19 protein-coding genes and 1 pseudogene are annotated in these 17,621 nt (G+C 55.7%); 14 read left to right on the top strand and 6 right to left on the bottom strand.

Features of this window, described 5'->3' with window-relative positions; genetic code table 11:
• Positions 1-24 precede the first annotated feature (24 nt).
• From GS632_RS00735 to GS632_RS00720, 4 genes are read left to right on the top strand one after another with little or no spacing between them, the layout of a single operon-like run.
• Positions 25-1,152, top strand: a complete 1,128-nt coding sequence (locus tag GS632_RS00735) for an ABC transporter ATP-binding protein (protein ID WP_171238712.1) — start codon at positions 25-27, stop codon at positions 1,150-1,152.
• Positions 1,152-2,042 (top strand): ABC transporter permease subunit, encoded by an 891-nt coding sequence (locus GS632_RS00730; protein WP_171236111.1) that lies wholly within the window; start codon positions 1,152-1,154, stop codon positions 2,040-2,042. Before GS632_RS00735 ends, GS632_RS00730 begins: the two co-directional genes overlap by 1 nt.
• The gene (locus tag GS632_RS00725) at positions 2,039-2,857 is read left to right on the top strand and encodes an ABC transporter permease (protein WP_171180347.1); all 819 of its coding nucleotides are present in this window, start codon (positions 2,039-2,041) and stop codon (positions 2,855-2,857) included. Before GS632_RS00730 ends, GS632_RS00725 begins: the two co-directional genes overlap by 4 nt.
• Positions 2,854-4,155, top strand: coding sequence for an FAD-binding oxidoreductase (locus GS632_RS00720; RefSeq protein WP_171721975.1), 1,302 nt, complete (start codon positions 2,854-2,856; stop codon positions 4,153-4,155). Before GS632_RS00725 ends, GS632_RS00720 begins: the two co-directional genes overlap by 4 nt.
• Before the next feature lie 9 nt (positions 4,156-4,164).
• On the opposite strand, the gene GS632_RS00715 is transcribed toward GS632_RS00720, so the two are convergent.
• The 3 genes from GS632_RS00715 to GS632_RS00705 are packed head-to-tail and all read right to left on the bottom strand — an operon-like array spanning position 4,165 to position 6,974.
• A complete protein-coding gene (locus tag GS632_RS00715) occupies positions 4,165-5,058 on the bottom strand; it encodes a phosphotransferase family protein (RefSeq protein ID WP_253284403.1) in 894 nt (297 codons plus the stop codon).
• Positions 5,059-5,084: 26 nt separating this feature from the next.
• The gene (locus GS632_RS00710; protein ID WP_171721974.1) at positions 5,085-5,747 is read right to left on the bottom strand and encodes a flagellar hook capping FlgD N-terminal domain-containing protein; all 663 of its coding nucleotides are present in this window, start codon (positions 5,745-5,747) and stop codon (positions 5,085-5,087) included.
• 3 nt (positions 5,748-5,750) lie between these two features.
• Positions 5,751-6,974: a flagellar hook-length control protein FliK gene (locus GS632_RS00705; protein ID WP_171721973.1), complete on the bottom strand. Its 1,224-nt coding sequence runs from the start codon at positions 6,972-6,974 to the stop codon at positions 5,751-5,753.
• Positions 6,975-7,085: 111 nt separating this feature from the next.
• On the opposite strand from GS632_RS00705, the gene GS632_RS00700 reads away from it, so the two are divergent.
• The 6 genes and pseudogenes from GS632_RS00700 to GS632_RS00675 all read left to right on the top strand — a co-directional run bounded on the left by GS632_RS00700 (position 7,086) and on the right by GS632_RS00675 (position 10,773).
• Positions 7,086-7,361: a rod-binding protein gene (locus GS632_RS00700; protein WP_171236107.1), complete on the top strand. Its 276-nt coding sequence runs from the start codon at positions 7,086-7,088 to the stop codon at positions 7,359-7,361.
• The gene (locus GS632_RS00695) at positions 7,351-7,755 is read left to right on the top strand and encodes a flagellar export chaperone FlgN (protein ID WP_171721972.1); all 405 of its coding nucleotides are present in this window, start codon (positions 7,351-7,353) and stop codon (positions 7,753-7,755) included. Before GS632_RS00700 ends, GS632_RS00695 begins: the two co-directional genes overlap by 11 nt.
• A 163-nt stretch (positions 7,756-7,918) precedes the next feature.
• Positions 7,919-9,129 (top strand): annotated as a pseudogene (locus GS632_RS00690) (flagellin).
• Between the two features lie 77 nt (positions 9,130-9,206).
• Entirely contained in the window at positions 9,207-9,581 is a 375-nt protein-coding gene (gene flaF / locus GS632_RS00685; RefSeq protein WP_171721971.1) for a flagellar biosynthesis regulator FlaF, read from the top strand.
• Positions 9,581-9,982 (top strand): flagellar biosynthesis repressor FlbT, encoded by a 402-nt coding sequence (flbT, locus tag GS632_RS00680; RefSeq protein WP_171721970.1) that lies wholly within the window; start codon positions 9,581-9,583, stop codon positions 9,980-9,982. The genes flaF and flbT overlap by 1 nt, the downstream gene beginning before the upstream one ends.
• Positions 9,979-10,773 carry a DUF1217 domain-containing protein gene (locus GS632_RS00675; protein WP_171620091.1) on the top strand — a complete coding sequence of 265 codons (795 nt, stop codon included), beginning with the start codon at positions 9,979-9,981 and terminating at the stop codon, positions 10,771-10,773. Before flbT ends, GS632_RS00675 begins: the two co-directional genes overlap by 4 nt.
• Before the next feature lie 80 nt (positions 10,774-10,853).
• Here the strand turns inward: GS632_RS00675 and GS632_RS00670 are convergent, their stop codons facing one another.
• The 3 genes from GS632_RS00670 to GS632_RS00660 all read right to left on the bottom strand — a co-directional run bounded on the left by GS632_RS00670 (position 10,854) and on the right by GS632_RS00660 (position 13,495).
• A complete protein-coding gene (locus GS632_RS00670; RefSeq protein WP_171236100.1) occupies positions 10,854-12,428 on the bottom strand; it encodes a DUF427 domain-containing protein in 1,575 nt (524 codons plus the stop codon).
• A 106-nt stretch (positions 12,429-12,534) separates the two neighbouring features.
• Positions 12,535-13,236 (bottom strand): helix-turn-helix domain-containing protein, encoded by a 702-nt coding sequence (locus tag GS632_RS00665; protein ID WP_171238703.1) that lies wholly within the window; start codon positions 13,234-13,236, stop codon positions 12,535-12,537.
• On the bottom strand, positions 13,208-13,495 hold the full coding sequence (locus GS632_RS00660; protein WP_171180322.1) for a hypothetical protein: 288 nt from the start codon (positions 13,493-13,495) through the stop codon (positions 13,208-13,210). Before GS632_RS00660 ends, GS632_RS00665 begins: the two co-directional genes overlap by 29 nt.
• A gap of 175 nt (positions 13,496-13,670) precedes the next feature.
• On the opposite strand from GS632_RS00660, the gene GS632_RS00655 reads away from it, so the two are divergent.
• The 4 genes from GS632_RS00655 to GS632_RS00640 all read left to right on the top strand — a co-directional run bounded on the left by GS632_RS00655 (position 13,671) and on the right by GS632_RS00640 (position 17,587).
• Positions 13,671-14,129, top strand: coding sequence for a hypothetical protein (locus GS632_RS00655; protein ID WP_171721969.1), 459 nt, complete (start codon positions 13,671-13,673; stop codon positions 14,127-14,129).
• A 109-nt stretch (positions 14,130-14,238) separates the two neighbouring features.
• Positions 14,239-14,856: a ribonuclease HII gene (locus GS632_RS00650; RefSeq protein ID WP_171721994.1), complete on the top strand. Its 618-nt coding sequence runs from the start codon at positions 14,239-14,241 to the stop codon at positions 14,854-14,856.
• Positions 14,857-14,963: 107 nt separating this feature from the next.
• Positions 14,964-16,064 carry a site-specific DNA-methyltransferase gene (locus tag GS632_RS00645; protein WP_171188606.1) on the top strand — a complete coding sequence of 367 codons (1,101 nt, stop codon included), beginning with the start codon at positions 14,964-14,966 and terminating at the stop codon, positions 16,062-16,064.
• Between the two features lie 140 nt (positions 16,065-16,204).
• The gene (locus GS632_RS00640) at positions 16,205-17,587 is read left to right on the top strand and encodes an adenylate/guanylate cyclase domain-containing protein (RefSeq protein WP_171238701.1); all 1,383 of its coding nucleotides are present in this window, start codon (positions 16,205-16,207) and stop codon (positions 17,585-17,587) included.
• Positions 17,588-17,621 lie beyond the last annotated feature (34 nt).

Here is a 17,621-nt window from a genome sequence, read left to right as displayed (position 1 = left end):
CCTTTAAGACAAGCGGGGGCTGCTTTGAATTCTGACGTCTTTGAGCCATGGGAAGACCCACAGGCGAAACCTTTGATCCAGTTCCAGAATGTGACCAAGCGCTTCGGCGAGTTCACAGCGATCGACAACCTGTCGCTGGATATTTTCGAACGTGAGTTCTTTGCGCTGCTCGGCCCGTCAGGGTGCGGCAAGACAACGATGATGCGGATGCTTGCCGGGTTCGAGACCCCGACCGAAGGCCATATTCTACTGGGCGGTCAGGATATCGACCCGATCCCACCGAACAAGCGGGCCGTGAACATGATGTTTCAGTCATATGCCCTTTTCCCGCATCTCAGCGTCTGGGAAAACATCGCGTTTGGTCTGCGCCGGGACAACATGCCGAAACATGACCTGGATGAGCGTGTTGAAGAGATGTTGCGTCTGACACGGTTGGAGCAGTTTGCCCGCCGTAAGCCGCATCAGATTTCAGGTGGACAACGACAGCGCGTGGCTTTGGCGCGCTCGCTGGCGAAGGCTCCAAAACTTCTGCTGTTGGACGAACCGTTGGGCGCGCTCGACAAGAAACTGCGCCAAGATACGCAGTTCGAATTGATGGATATTCAAGAGAAAACGGGCACGACTTTCGTGATCGTCACCCACGACCAGGAAGAAGCCATGACCGTTGCTAGCCGCGTGGCAGTGATGGATCAGGGGCAGCTGATGCAGGTTGCCACGCCCGACCGGATTTATGAAAACCCGGCTTCGGTCTATGTCGCTGATTTCATTGGAGATGTGAACATTATCGAAGGCCGTGCAGCCCCATCGGGGGAGGATACTTATCAGATTGATTGGGCCGAAGGTCAGGCCCCTTTGACGGCGTCATCGTCAACCGGATTCTCGAACGGTCAGTCTTGTCATCTGGCGATCCGCCCTGAAAAAGTGACTATCTCTGCCGAGCGGCCGGCCGATGCGGTCAACGCCGTTCAGGGCAAGGTTCATGACATTGCCTATCTGGGCAATCTGTCCACCTATCACGTCGAACTGCAAAATGGCACAATCATCAAGGCGCAGACGGCCAACACCCGCCGCATCTCGCGCCGTTCGTTCACCTGGGAAGACCCGGTCTGGCTGTCCTGGACAGCGACGGCTGCGGTTTTGTTGGCCAACTGATGCGCCGCGCTGTTCTGATCGCCATCCCTTATGTCTGGCTGTTGGCATTGTTTCTGGTGCCGTTCTTCATTGTCTTGAAGATTTCACTGTCGGACACGGCGCTTGCCATTCCGCCCTATACTCCGACTTTGGACTTTTCAGCCGGTTGGGCGGGGATCAAAGATTTCTTCAGTCAGCTGGATTTTGAGAATTATGTCTGGCTCACCGAAGACGATTTGTATTGGAAAGCCTACCTGTCCAGCGTCAAGATCGCTTTGATCTCGACCTTCCTGACGCTGTTAGTTGGCTACCCTATTGCCTATGGCATGGCACGTGCACCCCAGGAATGGCGTCCGACGCTGATGATGCTGGTTATCCTGCCCTTCTGGACCTCATTCCTAATCCGGGTTTACGCGTGGATGGGTATTCTTTCGAACGAAGGGTACCTGAATCAGATTTTGCTTTGGACGGGTCTCATCTCGACCCCGCTGACGATCCTGAACACCTCGACCGCTGTCTATATCGGCATCGTTTACACCTATCTGCCCTTCATGATCCTGCCTATCTACTCGGCTTTGGAGCGCTTAGATGGATCACTGATCGAGGCAGCCGAAGACCTGGGATGTTCCCGTTTGCAAGCGTTCTGGCTGGTGACGATTCCGCTGTCCAAACCAGGCATAATCGCGGGTTGCTTCCTAGTGATGATCCCGGTGATCGGTGAGTTTGTGATCCCTTCGCTTCTGGGCGGTTCAGGTACGCTGATGATTGGTAAGGTTCTGTGGGAGGAGTTCTTCTCGAACCGAGACTGGCCGGTGGCCAGTGCTGTGGCCATCGTGTTGCTGTTGATCCTGGTGATTCCCATTGTGCTGTTCCAGCGGAACCAGCAGAAACAGGCGGAGGCCGACGGATGAACAGATTAAGTTGGTTCAATACGGTTTCGCTGACGTTGGGATTTGCGTTCCTGTATATCCCTATGATCATCCTGATCGTTTTCAGCTTTAATGAAAGCAAGCTGGTCACGGTCTGGGCCGGGTTTTCTACCAAATGGTACGGAGAGCTTCTTCAGAACGAGGCGTTTTTGGATGCTGCCTGGGTCACGATCCGGGTCGCGGTGTTTTCGTCGACACTGGCAACGATTCTGGGAACGGCTGCCGCTTATGTGCTTGTCCGAAGCGGGCGGTTCTTTGGCCGGACGCTGTTTTCCGGCATGATCTATGCACCGTTGGTGATGCCCGAAGTGATCACCGGTCTGTCACTGTTGCTGCTGTTTATCGGGATCGGTCTGGATCGAGGAATCCTGACTATCGTTCTGGCCCATACGACCTTTTCGATGTGTTTCGTTTCGGTTGTTGTGTCCTCGCGCCTCATCACTTTTGATCGCTCGTTGGAGGAAGCTGCGCTGGATTTGGGATGTTCACCGGCGCAGGCGTTCCGCCTTGTCACCCTGCCGATCATCGCACCGGCGGTGATCTCGGGTTGGTTGCTGGCCTTCACCTTGTCGCTGGACGATCTGGTGATTGCCTCTTTCACCTCGGGGCCGTCGGCCACGACATTGCCGATCAAGATCTTCTCGGCCGTGCGCCTTGGCGTCAGTCCGGAAATCAACGCGTTGTCCACGATCATGATTGCCGTGGTGACAGTTGGGGTGATTACGGCCTCGCTTGTGACCAAACGGGCGATGGTCAGGCAGCGGCAGGATGAGATGGCCGCGGCACGCACCGAATGAAGCGGGTATTTCCCGACTACGCTTATAGCGACGCACCACGCGACGGCTGTTGGTGGGACGAAACAGTGCCTGCCTTGGATTGGCTAGAGTTTCAGGGCAACACGAAGGTGGATGTCGCGGTTGTTGGTGGCGGGTTTACTGGCGTTTCCGCTGCCCTGCATTTGGCTGAAGCCGCTTCAGTTGCGGTCTTCGAAGCTGGTCCGCCGGGGTGGGGTGCATCGGGGCGAAATGGCGGTTTCTGCTGTCTCGGTGGGTCCAAACTAAGCCCAGCGGCAATGGAGCGGCGCTTTGGGCGTGATGCAACGCGGGCCTATGCAACTGCGGAAGAGGATGCGGTGAACCTGGTCGCCGCTCTTCTTGACCAGCATGGGATAGCAGCGGACAGACATTCCAGCGGAGAAACCCAATTGGCGCATTCGAACCACGCCATGGACGTGTTGCGCAGAAACCAAGATGAGATGGGCGTGCTGCATGATGCAGCAGACTTACCCGGGTTGGGATTGGGCGGTCCCTTTTTGGGTGGGTACACGCACCCGGTTGGCTTTGGCCTGAACCCTCGCAAATATTTGTTTGGGCTTGCGAAAGCAGCGGAAGCTTTGGGTGTGCGCCTGTTTCAAAACAGCCCGGTGCAGCGTATCGACAAAACTGCATCAGGATTTGCTTTGAAAACACATACTGGGCAGGTCCACGCAGAAATCGTGCTGATCTGCACCAACGGGTATTCCAGCGAAGACATTCCGGATTGGATGTCGGGGCGGTACATGCCTGCCCAGTCTACGGTTATGGTTACGCGACCGCTCAGCCAGGCCGAGCAAATGGCACAGGGCTGGACGTCGGACCAGATGTGTTACGACACGCGTAACCTTCTGCATTACTTCCGCCTGATGCCGGACGGGCGATTTCTGTTTGGCATGCGGGGCGGGCTGCGGTCCTCAGTGCAGACAGAAGCATCCATACGGGCAAAGGTTCAGCAGGATTTCAAAAAGATGTTTCCGGCCTGGTCACAGGTTGAAGCCACGCATCTTTGGTCCGGATTGGTGTGCATGTCCCGTGCGCTGACGCCTTATGTCGGTCCCATACCCGAGCAGCCGGGCATGTACGCTGGCTTTGCATACCACGGCAACGGCGTCGCTATGGGAACCTATTGTGGCCGAGCCTTGGCAAGGCTGGCGTTGGGGCAGAATGCCGGCTTGCCCACGCTCATGAGTCAAACACCTCAGCGGTTTCCAATGGGACGTTGGCGGCGGGCAATCATGCCGCCAGCCTATGCCCTGATGGCTCTTGCGGATCTTAGATAAAGCCGACGATCACAAAGCAGCCGTTTCCAGCCTCAGACCTTCTGCATAATCGGGCGCGCCATTCTCCGCGCGCCACAGACAATAGCTTGCCATACGCCAGGCGTACCAGGGTTTGAGGTGCTGATAGCGGGCTACGATTTCCGCATTATCATAGGCGGACAAAAACTGGTTTTCCTCTGCTTTTGAAAGAGGTGCCCCCCGGTACAGCCGTTGCATGGCAGGCGACAGGAACAAGGCAAGGTCTTCGGTTGGGTCGCCACGGGCAGGGCATTGCCAGTCGATCAATGTCAGGCCGTCAGTTGCAACCAAAATGTTGCCTGCAACAGGATCACCGTGGATCAAACATGTCCGTTCCGTGGGCGCGACCTCTATCGTTGGTTGCTGTTCAAACAACCTGTGCTGTGCCTCCGAGGTGCAGCCTTGTAGAATGCGACACCCGTGGGCCTTTAGATCGGCACTGCCGTTACATCCGGCCGGGGCCGGGACAGAAAGCACAAGGTCATGCAATCGTCGCAACAACCTGCCAACCGTATCGGTGCCCTTCTGCCAGGGTGTTCCGGGGGCGTGGTCATAAAAGACCCAATGTGCGTCCTTGTGCCGCCCTGCTGCACGCAAACGCGGCACGAAGCCTTCCGGGCCAAGGGCCTCCAGGCACCGCGCCTCGAGTTCAGCGTCATTACGAAACAGCGGATTGCGAAGCGTGGTGCTGTAAAGCTTCAGCACCTTGTCGCCTCCGTCCTCTAGAACTTTCCAAACTTGATTGGTGCGTCCACCATACAGCGTTTCAAAACGCGGGCATGTGCTGACTAGCCCCTGAGCGCAGAGGTGGTCAACCAGATCGCGAGGAGGTGCAGGCGTTTCGGGCAGAGGTTCCGTCACTTCTTTTAGCGAGTCGATTTGCAAAGCTTTGGACGCTCCTGTGCCGCAGATCAAGCACCAGTTCGAACGGCGTTCACCTTGCCTGCGGAAATCACCTGCCCGCCGCTGAGGGTCAATAGCACTGAGTTGCCCCCAACCTGTGCTTCTACAACGCGGTTATAGGCAGCAGCTGGCGTTTGAGACAGCGGTTCTCCATTCTTGTGGCTTTCCAGTGTAGCAGTGTAGTTGCCGGTGCCTATCGGATCGCCCGATGCGGTCACGCCGGCCCACACAAACTCGGATTGTGCTGGGGACACTGTCATTCTATCGAGAACGGTTCCGTTTTCGTCGCGTATTACCAGTTTGGCAGTGTCGGCCTTTGGATCAGCCTGAGCAAACAGTGTCTTGGGCTGACCGTCAAAATGGAAAGCAGTTGTTGATCGGACGTCCATGCCGACCCAGCTTGCAAGCTCATTCAGATTGACGCTGCCCAAAGTGCTGGCCAAAGACGACAAGTGATCATTGGTTTGAACTTGTTGTTCGACCATCGAGAACTGGGCCAGCTGCGATGCGTACTGAGTCGAGTCCATGGGTTCTAACGGATCCTGATTCTGTGCTTGGGCAGTGAGCATTAGCAAGAAGGTCTCAAAGTCAGATGTGATCGCAGAGGTCTGTGTATTCTCTGCGGATTGCTGAGAGGTCGATGCTTGTGTGGTGGTGACGGGAGTGATCATCGGTCAAAACCTCATGTCGATGCCCCGGCCTGGGACCTGAATTTGTTGCAGAGATACGATTTGAGCATCCGAATCGCTTTGCGGGTCATCGAACGCAGATCCGGACTCGGGTGTATCGGTGCCAACCGCCTGGCCATCCGCATCGGAAGATGTGCCCAAATCAAAGTTCAATTCACCGTATCCCAGTTTCTGAAACTCTTCCGCAAGTACGGATAAATGGCGTCGCATCAGCTCCAGGGTCTCGGGGCGTTCGGTGGCAATTGTCATATGCATGCCGTCGTCGCGCCCGTTCAGAACAATGGAAACTCGCCCCAACTCTTCAGGGTTCAGCGCTATCTCCATTGCTCCGGATCCCGCACGACCCTGAATCGACGCCGCAAGTTGACCAGCGATTGCTCGTGCGATTTCGGCGCGGGCAAAAGTTGACTGTCCAGAAAGGTGTTGCGTCGTTTCACGCGGAGCGGTTTGGAGTGGTTTGTCCTTGGCAACAACTGTGGTTTCAGCGCCCTGATCAAAGACCGCGTGTTCCTTCTCGACAAGCTCTGCCATCATTTGAAGCTGTGCAACAGGCGGCGCGTGGGCCGGTTTTGTTGATTTGATTGTTGCGGGCGTGACCTCAGACCGCTGCGTGGGCTCAATGCTTTGAGATGTTGGGGCGGTTTCCGGGGCGTTGAACGTGCCTTTTGCCATAGTCAGGTGGTCAATCGGTCGGCTCTCCTTTGCGACCGCGACAGGCGTCACGTGCTGGTTCAAAGCAGGCAGTACCTGACCTTTCTTGGATCGCGTTAATGCGGGTGCAGGAGCATCAACCGGGTCGGGCTGGCTTGTTGTCGATGAAAACTTTGGCCGTTCCGGGTCATTTTCAGCGGATGCACTAGGATCACCTGCCGATGCCGGTGTGTTACTTGAAAGCCCTCCTTCAGCCACAGGCTGACTATACGCGACATGTGTTGAAGAGCTCACCAGTTCCACTACACGAAGAGGTTCTAAAAGCGGGGCAGCTTCGGGTTCCGCCATATCTATGCTTTGTGCTTCTGCGTCCGGCGTTTCGATTTCAGGGGCGGCAAGGGACAGGTCGGTATCGGGCAGATCGTCGGCTTTTCCATCTTGGCCCAGGATGTCCTCAAAGCGTGTCACCCCGCTGGCCTGCCCCATTTCATTTTGTGACGAGGTCGGTTTTGCAGGGGCTATTGACGCCGTAGTGGCCAGCATAATTGAGTTGGGCATTTTGCTCCGGCTCCGTGTGATTGGCCAGAACTCTGCACTCAGGAAGTTACGTTTATTTTAACTGCTTTCGCTTTTGATCGAGAAAGTTCGAAGCAAATTTCGGAGAAAGCTATGCAAGTTTCCACCCACGCGCAGGCGGGCCAAATTCCTTTGGCCCAGACCCAACTCAAAGAAGCAGCCGTTGAACTGGAGGCGGCCTTTTTAAGTGAAATGCTAAAATCCGCTGGGCTGGGAGAAACGCGCCAGAGTTTTGGCGGTGGGGCAGGGGAAGACCAGTTTGGCTCGTTTCTTGTTCAGCATCAGGCGCAGCAACTCGCCCGGTCCGGCGGCGTCGGTCTTTCTGAAATACTGCTCAAGTCGTTGATGGAGAAAGCTGATGACATCTGACGTCAACATGACGCTGATCAAGTCTTTGGAAGAGGTTCTGGATCTTGAGCGCGCGGCGCTAGTGCAAGGGGATCTTGATCGATTGACGCATATGGTTCCGGAAAAAGAGAAGCTGATCGGCGCAATAAATGATCTTCAAGTGCAGGACAGCGACGCATTGATTCGGGTGCAGCAGAAGGTCGCGCGTAATCAGGCCTTGCTGAACAGTGCGGCCGACGGAATCCGCGCCGTGGCCAGCCGCATGGCTGAACTGCGCCGGGTTCGGCAGGAATTCAGTACCTACGGCGCTGATGGTCAGCGCAGCGAATTCGCGATGCGTGGAACAGTGAAATTGGAAAAAGGGCATAGGCAGGAGTTTGATTCAAATCCGAAATTTCCCGCCTTGAGGTTTTAGCACTCCGTTAGGGGATCTGGTTCAAGAGTGAGGCTGCACCTGAGAATGGCAGGTGGCGCGATTGGCCAAGCGGCGCATCGCATAGGTCAGAACGACACCAATGCCCGCAGGTTTTGCGGGGTGAACACGGGCAAAATGGCTCAAACGGAAAAGGATGACAGCAATGTCCAGCATTCTGACAAACAATGGCGCGATGGTTGCGCTGCAGACACTGAAGTCGGTAAACAAAAATCTGGCGATGACGCAGAACGCGATTTCGACCGGTAAGGATGTCGCGACGGCCAAGGACAATTCGGCAGTTTGGGCGATATCCAAAGTGATGGAATCGGATGTCAAAGGCTTCAACGCCATCAAGGACAGCCTGGCGTTGGGGGAATCGACCGTTGCTGTGGCCGGAACGCGTCGGAAACCGTGACCGATCTGCTGACACAGATGAAGGAAAAGATCGTTGCAGCGCAGGAAGACAACGTTGACCGCGGCAAAATCAACGATGACGTGACTGCTCTGAAAGACCAGATCAACTCGGTTGTCAGCGCCGCGCAGTTCAACGGTCTGAACCTGGTGGACGGCTCGGCAGGCTCTGCGTCGATCCTCGCGTCCTTGGATCGGGACAGCCTTGGCAATGTCACGGCATCGTCGATCACTGTAACAGGTCAGGACTTGTCCACTGGTGGTTACACCGCAGCCCAGGTATTTGACGGTTCAACCGGGGCGTCTACTGGCAATGACCGAGTTGGTGCGACTATCGACAACGGTGCGACTTCAGCAACCGCTCTGGTTACGGATGAATCCAGCGGGGCCTTCGCGGCGGGTGACAAGGTAGTTGTCGCAATTGACGATCAGGTTGTGTCGTACACAGTTTCCGCAGCCGATGCAGCCGCGACCACAACGGGCGACCTGGTTGCCGTGGGTCTGAAAGCAAAGATCGAGGAGTTGGGGATTTCCGGCCTGACTGTTGACTACGATTCTGGCACTCAAGGCACTCTGTCCATCACCAATTCGACCGGCGACGACATCTCGTTCTCGGCTCAATACGTGAACGCTGGTTCGGGTGGTCTGGGTGCGTTGACGGGCATTGACGTCTCGACCGGCGCTGGCGCGACTGCCGCTTTGGCAACGATCGAAACGCTGATCGATACCTCGATTGACGCATCGGCTGCTTTCGGGTCTTCGCAGGGTCGGATCGAGACCCAGAAAGAGTTCATCTCGAACCTGGCTGACTCGTTCAAGTCCGGCATCGGCTCGCTTGTCGATGCGGACATGGAGGAGACTTCTGCGCGGCTGCAGGCGCTGCAGGTACAACAGCAGCTGGCTACTCAGTCGTTGTCGATCGCCAACCAGGCACCACAGTCGATCCTGTCGTTGTTCCGCTAAATCACAAAGCGGGTCGGGGCATGATTTTAGTGCCCCGACCCTGATCGCCTGACGACGGCCCTTTGGAAGGATTTCAAGTGATACCGCAAACGCTCGCCCACCGCACTTACGCTCAAACCGCCGCGCCGACACGAACGCCCCGGGATACCGAATATGAGGCAATTTCCAGGATCACGCGGCGTCTTAAGGCCGCAACAGCCCGCAAGGCGACAGATTTCTCGGCGTTTGTTCAGGCCGTTCATGAGAATCGACGGCTTTGGGGGGTGCTGGCAACAGGCGTTGCCGATTCCGCGAACGCTTTGCCAAACGATCTGCGGGCGCGGATTTTCTACCTTGCCGAGTTTACCGAACAACACAGCAGTCGTGTGTTGGGAGACGGCGCAACGGTTGAGCCATTGTTGGAAATCAACACGGCTGTATTGCGCGGGTTGCGCCAGATGGGGGCGACCTGATGAGCGGTTTGGTCCTAAAGCTTGCCCCGAAAGAAAGAGTACTGATCAACGGCGTGGTTATTGAGAACGGGGATCGTCGGAGCAGGTTTTCAGTCATGACGCCACAGGCAAACGTTCTGCGGCTGCGGGCTGCGATCCATCCTGACGAAGTTAATACGCCTGTGCGCCGTGTCTGTTATGCCGCGCAGCTGGTTTTGTCAGGTGACATGGAGCCGGATCAGGCACGTCAGCAATTGCTGCGTAGCGTGGAAGAGTTGAGCCAGGTGTTCACGGATGCGGACAGTCGCAAGGTGCTGTCTGAGGCCACGGATGCCTTGGTGGCCGAGCATTACTACAAATGTCTTAAGTCCCTGCGTTCGCTTCTACCACGTGAAGAGCGGCTTATGGCCTATCAGCAATGACCTTTCAGCCAGTTATCCCAACCGGTGGAATTGTAGGCTGGCGGTTTCTTCAGCGTACGTACGACAACCAGTTCCAAAGTTTCTCGTCTTCCTCGGTGAATGAGCGGGAGACGCGGTATTTTCTTGAGAATATCGGCAAGGTGGAATCTGCAGAACAGCTGGTGTCGGATCGCAGGTTATTGCAGGTCGCCTTGGGCGCGTTTGGATTAGAAGGCGATTTGGACAATCGGTTTTTTGTCCGCAAAATCCTTGAGGACGGAACGCGAGCCGATGACGCTTTGTCCAACCGTCTGGCGGACAAACGGTATCGAGAGTTCTCTGACGCTTTCGGGTTTGGGCCCGGGGACGTTCGGAAAACAGCGTTGAAAACCAACATGGAAAAGATTGCTCAGGCCAATGTGACGACACGGTTTGAAGTCGCCGTAGGCGATTCGGACGAGACAATGCGTATCTCGCTTTACGCGCAGCGCGAGCTGGCCGATTTGGCCAAAACGGCTTCAAGCGCAGATACCAAGTGGTTTGACCTGATGGGCCTGCCCCCCTTGCGCAGCATGATGGAAACGGCGCTTGGCCTGCCTCGGTCCTTTGCTCAGCTGGATATCGACAAACAACTGGTCGAATTCAAAGACCGGCTGTTGCAGCTGACGGGCTCGGAAGATTTGTCTCAGTTTTCGGATCAGAAAGCACTCGAGCAACTGACCGACACTTACTTGGCCCGAAGTCAGATTGCGCAGCTTCAGAATACGATTTCACCGGGGCAGACGGCTCTGATCCTGCTTGGGGCTGGTTAGAAAGAGTGTTTGGTCCAGAACTGGATCGTCCTTTTTTGGGGCAGGATCATGTGTGTGCAGACAACATTTTCACGTAGGTTTTAACTGTCCAGAATGGCATCCGCCGCAGTACGTAAAGCATATGACACAACAGGTTGAGACACGTTGTGCAGCTCTACCGCACCCAAAGGCAAAGCGTTCGAGCAGGCGGGCTCGATATCTTCGGACACGACAATGCGATGCCCTTTGGTTTTCCCGAACTCTCCCAAACGTGCGGCGATATTGGCGGCTTGACCGATGACTGTGAAATCAAGGCGTTCGCGTGAACCCACATTTCCATAGGTCACGCGCCCATAGGACACGCCGATCGAACAGTCACAATGCGTGTCAGAGCCGTCCTTACGCAGCTCCCCCAACGTTTCAACGATTTTGACCGCTGATAGTTGTGCGTTCATACGTGCGGTTGCGGCGTTCTCGTCCGCAGCTGGAAAGACGGCCAATACGGCGTCGCCAATAAATTTCAGTACTTCCCCACCGTTTTCATGAACGATACCGGAAACCGTTTCAAAGAACGCATTCAACACATTGATGTAGTCGCTGCGCCCCAGCTTTTCTTCCAGGCTTGTCGAGTTGCGCAGATCGCAGAACATGATCGCCGCGTCGATCTCATCCCCGTCCCCGCGCCGGATCTCTCCTCCTAAAACACGGGCACCTGTGCGTTTGCCGACATATGTTTCCAACAAAACCTGTGCGTTTTCTCGTTGCATGAACACTTCATAGAATCGCGCGATAACCGAAGAGCACTCGAAAACAAGGCCCAGGTTTTCTGTCGTAAACCCGTCTGGGTGATCGCAGGTCAGTGTCAGTACATTTGTCCGCCCATCGGAAAACGGCAGCGGCATGGCGACATAGTCGGTCGCGCCTTTGGCCCGTAAATCCTCCATGATCGGGAAACTATTGTGCGGGTTGTCATCGTTCAGCCGTTGCCGCACGCCCCCCAAACCGTTCGAGACGTGGCGCAGCGGGCTGTTTATGAAGGCCGGGTGATCATGGATTTCGTATGTTGGCGCCCGGGTCAGAATCTCTTCTTCGCCTTTTTCCCAGATATAATGCTTGCCCACGATCAAGGGGTGTAGGGACCATGCCAAAATACTCAGACGCTGTATCGCGATACCGTGCTCCAGCATTTTTTCAGCCAAAGCTTCTGTAAAGCTCTCTGGTGTCGTCGCTGTCGACGCACCGCGCATCAGCCAATCAATCAGAGGCCCGCTGATGTTGCCATCGTCAACTTCGCGCAGGCGGTTGTCGCCCAAATCTATCCGTGTATAGGCGCTGGGCGTAAACCCGATGCAGCCTTGTATCGCTTTGCTTTCTGGCAAAGTGTCTTCGTAGGCCCAAACGGAATTGGTCAGTGTTTCACCGGGCAGGCTAATGTCGTGATAAGTGGCCGTGCCTTTGAACGGGCAAAAAGTTTGCAATTCAGTTTCTGCGCTCAGATCTACGCAAACGTCTGCGCGCGGCACATAAACCGTGGGCGGCAGGCGTGTTTCATACATAACCTTGGCATTTGTGCTTTCAGCCAAAAGGACGTCATCGCGGTAAATCGCAATCCTGCCGCTCAGAGGTTCGACAGAGATTCCATATCCATTCATCTTTGGTGCGGCGTGGACGTTCATAAGCGACCTCCCTTGCCTTTGGTATATTCAGAATGGGCGCTCCCATCCCACTTTCCAAGAGGCCGAAACTGGATTTTACCGGAAACGAGCGTTGGCGTCCAAGTGATCAGACCATCTGAATGACGTCTTTTTCTATGGACAGCATATAGCCTTTCTTGGCGATATTCTTGACCAAAAGTTCACTGACCATTTGATTTCCAAGCGCGTCGCGCAGCCGTTTGATCCGCGTTGCGCCTGCGGCTTCGTCGCAGTCGGCTTCGTCGCGACCGGAAATCACTCCTTCGATCTGGGCACCGGACAGAACCTCGTCATCCAGCCGGGATTCCGCCAGAACGGATAGGGTTTCCATGGCGGCGGGTGTCAGTTTGAAATCCATATTGTTGAGGTAAACGGTGTTCTCCTCGCGACTGATCAGCAGGGATGTCACCTGAATGCCAGTGCGTTCAATCTGAGCCATGCGTCGGTTCAGCAGAACCAGCATCACCAGAAACACCAGCGCCGAGATCATCATCGCGCTGGCAAAAACCAGTAGTACGTAGATGACCATTCGGTAACTGGACAAGGTGTCGGCAAAGGCGGTGCCGGACTGGGCCAGTATTTCAAGCAACCGGATTTCTGTTTGCGAGGTCAGATCGGCCTCGACAAACAGCCGTTCGACCCGCGCGTTGAAGGCGTTTGCGTCTGGCAGCGTCCAGAACAGGAAAACGGCAGCGGTGATCAGGATAGCAACGATGGCAGCGATGCCCAGCACAACCAGCCGGACGCCCGACCGGCGCGCATCAGAAACGGAGATAGAATTGTCCGGCATTGTCCTTCCTCTGATCCAGCCCTTCTGGCCCAAAAACGGATTGCACCTCTAGCAGTGTCCACCCCGATGCGTTCAGGCGCTGTGCGATTTCAGCCCGGGCCCGGCCCTTGTCGCAGGCCGAGACCTGAATGACCCCGTAATGCAGGCGCAGCGGGTTGTCTTTCTTGGCCTTGTAATCCGCATAGCAATCCGCCGCAGACACGGCAGAACCAAGCGATATCAGGGCCGCAAAGGTCAGAGAAGAGAGGATCTGTTTCATAGGCCGCATCCTGCGCATGAGTTGCCGCGATATTCAATAACCCAAGGGGTTTGCGGGCTCTGATATCGGATAACACAGGGCTGTTATTGCCTGTCTGGACCCACCGCCCCAGTGTCAGGGCAGTCAGGACGCGGTCCGTCATACGGTCGCCCAATCAACGAAAAGGATGCGCATCATGCATAAGAAATTCATCGCTCTGATCATTGCGACCGCTGTTGCCATTACTGGTGTCTCGGCTTCTCAGGCGAAGGCGGCGGATGCCAAGGACATTCTGGGTGGCCTGGCGGCCATCGCGATCATCGGCGCGGGAGTTCATTATTATAACAAAGAAAAGCACAAAGACCGGGCGGCTCGTTATCAGGCATATAACCCGAAACCCTACAAGCCACAGCCCGTGCGCTCGTTGCCGCCGCGCGTGGCGCGGTACGATCTGCCGCAGCGCTGCCTGCGCAAGTATAACGGGTATTCACAGGACCATTTGTTGCTTGGTCCGAAGTGCCTGAAGAAGCACTACAAACATGCCCATAGCCTGCCGAAAGAGTGCAAGGTTGGTTTCTGGAACGGCAAAAAGGTTAAGCGGGCATATGAGCCTGCATGCCTGCGCAAGAAAGGATACCGCGTCGTTTATCAGTAACATCGGTCGAGCAGGAGCGGCGCCCATGAAGCGTCGTGTTAGAGAGGGTGGTTTGGGCCACCCTCTCTTTTTTCTTGCGGTGTCGCGTGAAACACGTTTTTCCAGTGAAATGACAAAGCCGAATTTCGAACTTGAGCAGGCGCTGCTGGAGCGGGGCCATATTCGTATCGCCGGAGTGGATGAGGTCGGGCGTGGCCCTTTGGCCGGGCCTGTTGTGGCTGCAGCCGTGATTCTGAACCCAAAGGATATTCCCGAGGGGTTGAATGACTCCAAGAAGCTGACCGCAAAACGTCGGGCCGCACTGGACGCAGAGATTCGCTCCAGCGCTGAATTTGCCATTGCCGAAGCGACCGTTGCCGAGATTGACGAGATTAACATCCTGAGGGCTTCGCATTTGGCGATGGTGCGCGCGGTTGAGGCACTGACACCTGCCCCTGATTTCCTGCTGATCGACGGCAACATGATTCCGCGTGGCATGAAAATCCCGTCGCAGGCCGTCGCGAAGGGGGATGCCCGTTCGGTGTCGATTGCAGCTGCTTCGATCCTTGCGAAAAACTGGCGGGATCAGGTGATGGTGGATTTGGCGCAACAGCATCCGGGTTATGGATGGGAAACCAACGCCGGTTATCCGTCAAAACAACACAAAGAAGCGCTGCAAAATCTTGGCGTGACCCCACACCATAGACGTTCGTTCAAGCCGGTGCACAATATCTTGTATCAAGAGTAAATCGTAAGTTGCTGATTCAAAAAAGAAATTGACGGCGAATCGTCTTTGACTCATCCTTGTCTCAACCAAATGAGCGCAAAAGCGCCGTGGATACTTGAGGCAGTGATATGACAACGACCACCAAAAAGGGCGCAAAAGCGCTCCCTTTAAACACGATTCTTTCCGGGGACTGCATCGAAGTGATGAACAGTCTGCCCGAGGCGTCGGTTGACCTGATTTTCGCGGATCCGCCCTATAATCTGCAGTTGAAAGGCCAGTTGCACCGCCCGGATAACTCTCAGGTGGATGCGGTTGATGATCACTGGGATCAGTTTTCCAGCTTTGGTGCCTATGACCAGTTCACGCGCGAATGGCTGAAGGCGGCACACCGTCTGCTGAAGCCCAATGGCGCGATCTGGGTTATTGGGTCTTATCACAACATCTTCCGCGTGGGCTCGGCCCTGCAGGACGCGGGGTACTGGATTTTGAACGACGTTGTATGGCGCAAGTCGAATCCCATGCCGAATTTCCGGGGCAAGCGCTTTACCAACGCGCATGAGACTATGATCTGGGCCAGCAAGCGCGAAGGTGCGAAATACACGTTCAACTATGAAGCTTTGAAAGCGCTGAACGAAGGCGTGCAAATGCGCAGCGACTGGGTGCTGCCGATCTGCACCGGGCATGAGCGTCTGAAGGACGAAAACGGCGACAAAGCGCATCCGACGCAAAAGCCGGAGTCGCTGCTGCACCGCGTGTTGATTGGCTCGACCAATCCGGGCGATGTGATTTTGGATCCGTTCTTTGGCACAGGTACAACCGGTGCAGTCGCCAAAATGCTGGGTCGCGAGTTCATCGGAATCGAGCGTGAGGAAAGCTATCGCAAAGTGGCCGAGAAACGCATCGCCAAGGTGCGCAAGTTCGATCGCGAAGCGCTGGAAGTCAGCGCCAGCAAACGCGCCGAACCGCGCGTACCCTTTGGCCAACTGGTCGAGCGTGGAATGCTGAGACCGGGCGAAGAACTCTATTCCATGAACCAGCGCCACAAGGCCAAAGTGCGCGCCGATGGCACGCTGGTCGGTCAAAACGTCAAAGGCTCGATCCATCAGGTTGGCGCACATCTGGAAAACGCTCCATCTTGCAACGGCTGGACATACTGGTGCTTCAAGCGTGATGGAAAAACGGTTCCGATCGACGTTCTGCGTCAGCAGATCCGGGCCGAGATGAACTGATTTCACGAACACCGCCGGTGCCTGTGGCCTGACACAAGGCACTAAGCCTTGCCCCGCCGATCCTACGGCGGGGTCTTTTGTTTTGGCATCAAGAGTGGTTGCATGACAGTGACCCTGACACTGCAAGAAAGATCACGGCCATGACCGAGACGACCGCGCAGCCCCGCCGCAGCCTGTTTTTTACACAGCCTGATACATATGATTTGGACAACAAGTATACCGAGGCGGCATTAGAACGGCACAAGCGCGAAGGGTTGGAACTGGCCGTGCGTGCCCGTTGGGTGGCGATGGCGCTGACTGGGGTTCTTCTGATTTTCCTTAACCCGCAGTGGGAAGTGCTTTGGTATCACTTCATCCTGTTGCTGATCTGCGCCAACGGGTGGCTGATACGCCGTGCGGGTCGCGTTGGGCAGTCGCGGGTTGAGTTGCTGCTGATCTTTGTCGACCTGCTGATCATGACGCTTGGAATGATTGTGCCTAACCCGTTCAGCGAAGATGTTCGACCGTTGGCGATGCAATATCGGTTCGACAACTTCCAGTATTTTTTCATCATTTTGGCAGCTGGGACTTTGGCCTATTCTTGGCGGACGGTGATTGCCATCGGCTCCTGGACCGCGATGATGTGGACGGCGGGGTGGATCATTGCCTGGTGGGTGGCCACCCCCATTCCAGGTATCAGCGAAAAGGTTGCGACGGCCTTGCAAGGGTATCCGGATGTGGCGGAATTGCTAAATCCCAACAGCTTCATGGCCCCGCAGCGTATCCAGCAAGTCGTCGTTTTTATCATGGTTGCGGTGACATTGGGTGTCTCGATGCGGCGATTGAACCAGCTGTTGATGAGCAACGCCGGTTTGGAGCGGGAACGGGCCAACCTGTCGCGATATTTCTCTCCTAACGTGGTGGATGAGCTCAGCCAGAACGACGAGCCGCTGAAACAGGTCCGTAAAGAGAATGTGGCAGTCTTGTTCATCGACATCGTGGGTTTCACCAAATACGCCGCCGGGCGTGATCCCTATGAGGTCATCGAGGTGCTGCGAGGTTTCCACGCCCGTATGGAGACCGAAGTGTTCCGGCACCATGGAACCCTGGACAAGTATCTGGGTGACGGCTTGATGGCGACTTTTGGTACGCCGGTGCCGACGCCCTTGGATGCGAGCAATGCCTTGGGCTGCGCGCGCGCGATGGTAAAAGTGATCGACCGCTGGAATCTGGATCGTCGGCGTGCCGGAGAACCTGAAATCCAAGTTGGGATTGGGGTGCACTATGGCTCGGTCGTTTTGGGGGATATTGGCGCCAACCGGCTGGAATTTGCAGTGATCGGTGATGCGGTTAATGTGGCTGCCAAGCTGGAGGCACTGACGCGCGAGTTTCAGGCAAACATAGTTGTCAGCGATGCTGTGCGGGAACGGGTAGCCGAAGAAAACCCCACTGTGCCAGGTGCGATGGAAGGCTTCACTGCACATCGCGATCAATCTGTCCGCGGGGTAGAGACGCCGATGAATATCTGGGTGATGAAGAACTGAAACCCTCCCGCCCATCAGAACAGCATCGAAGATG

The sequence above is a fragment of the Ruegeria sp. HKCCD7296 genome (assembly GCF_013110775.1).
Classification (GTDB): Bacteria; Pseudomonadota; Alphaproteobacteria; order Rhodobacterales; family Rhodobacteraceae; genus Ruegeria.
This window is presented reverse-complemented; position numbering and strand designations above follow the sequence as displayed.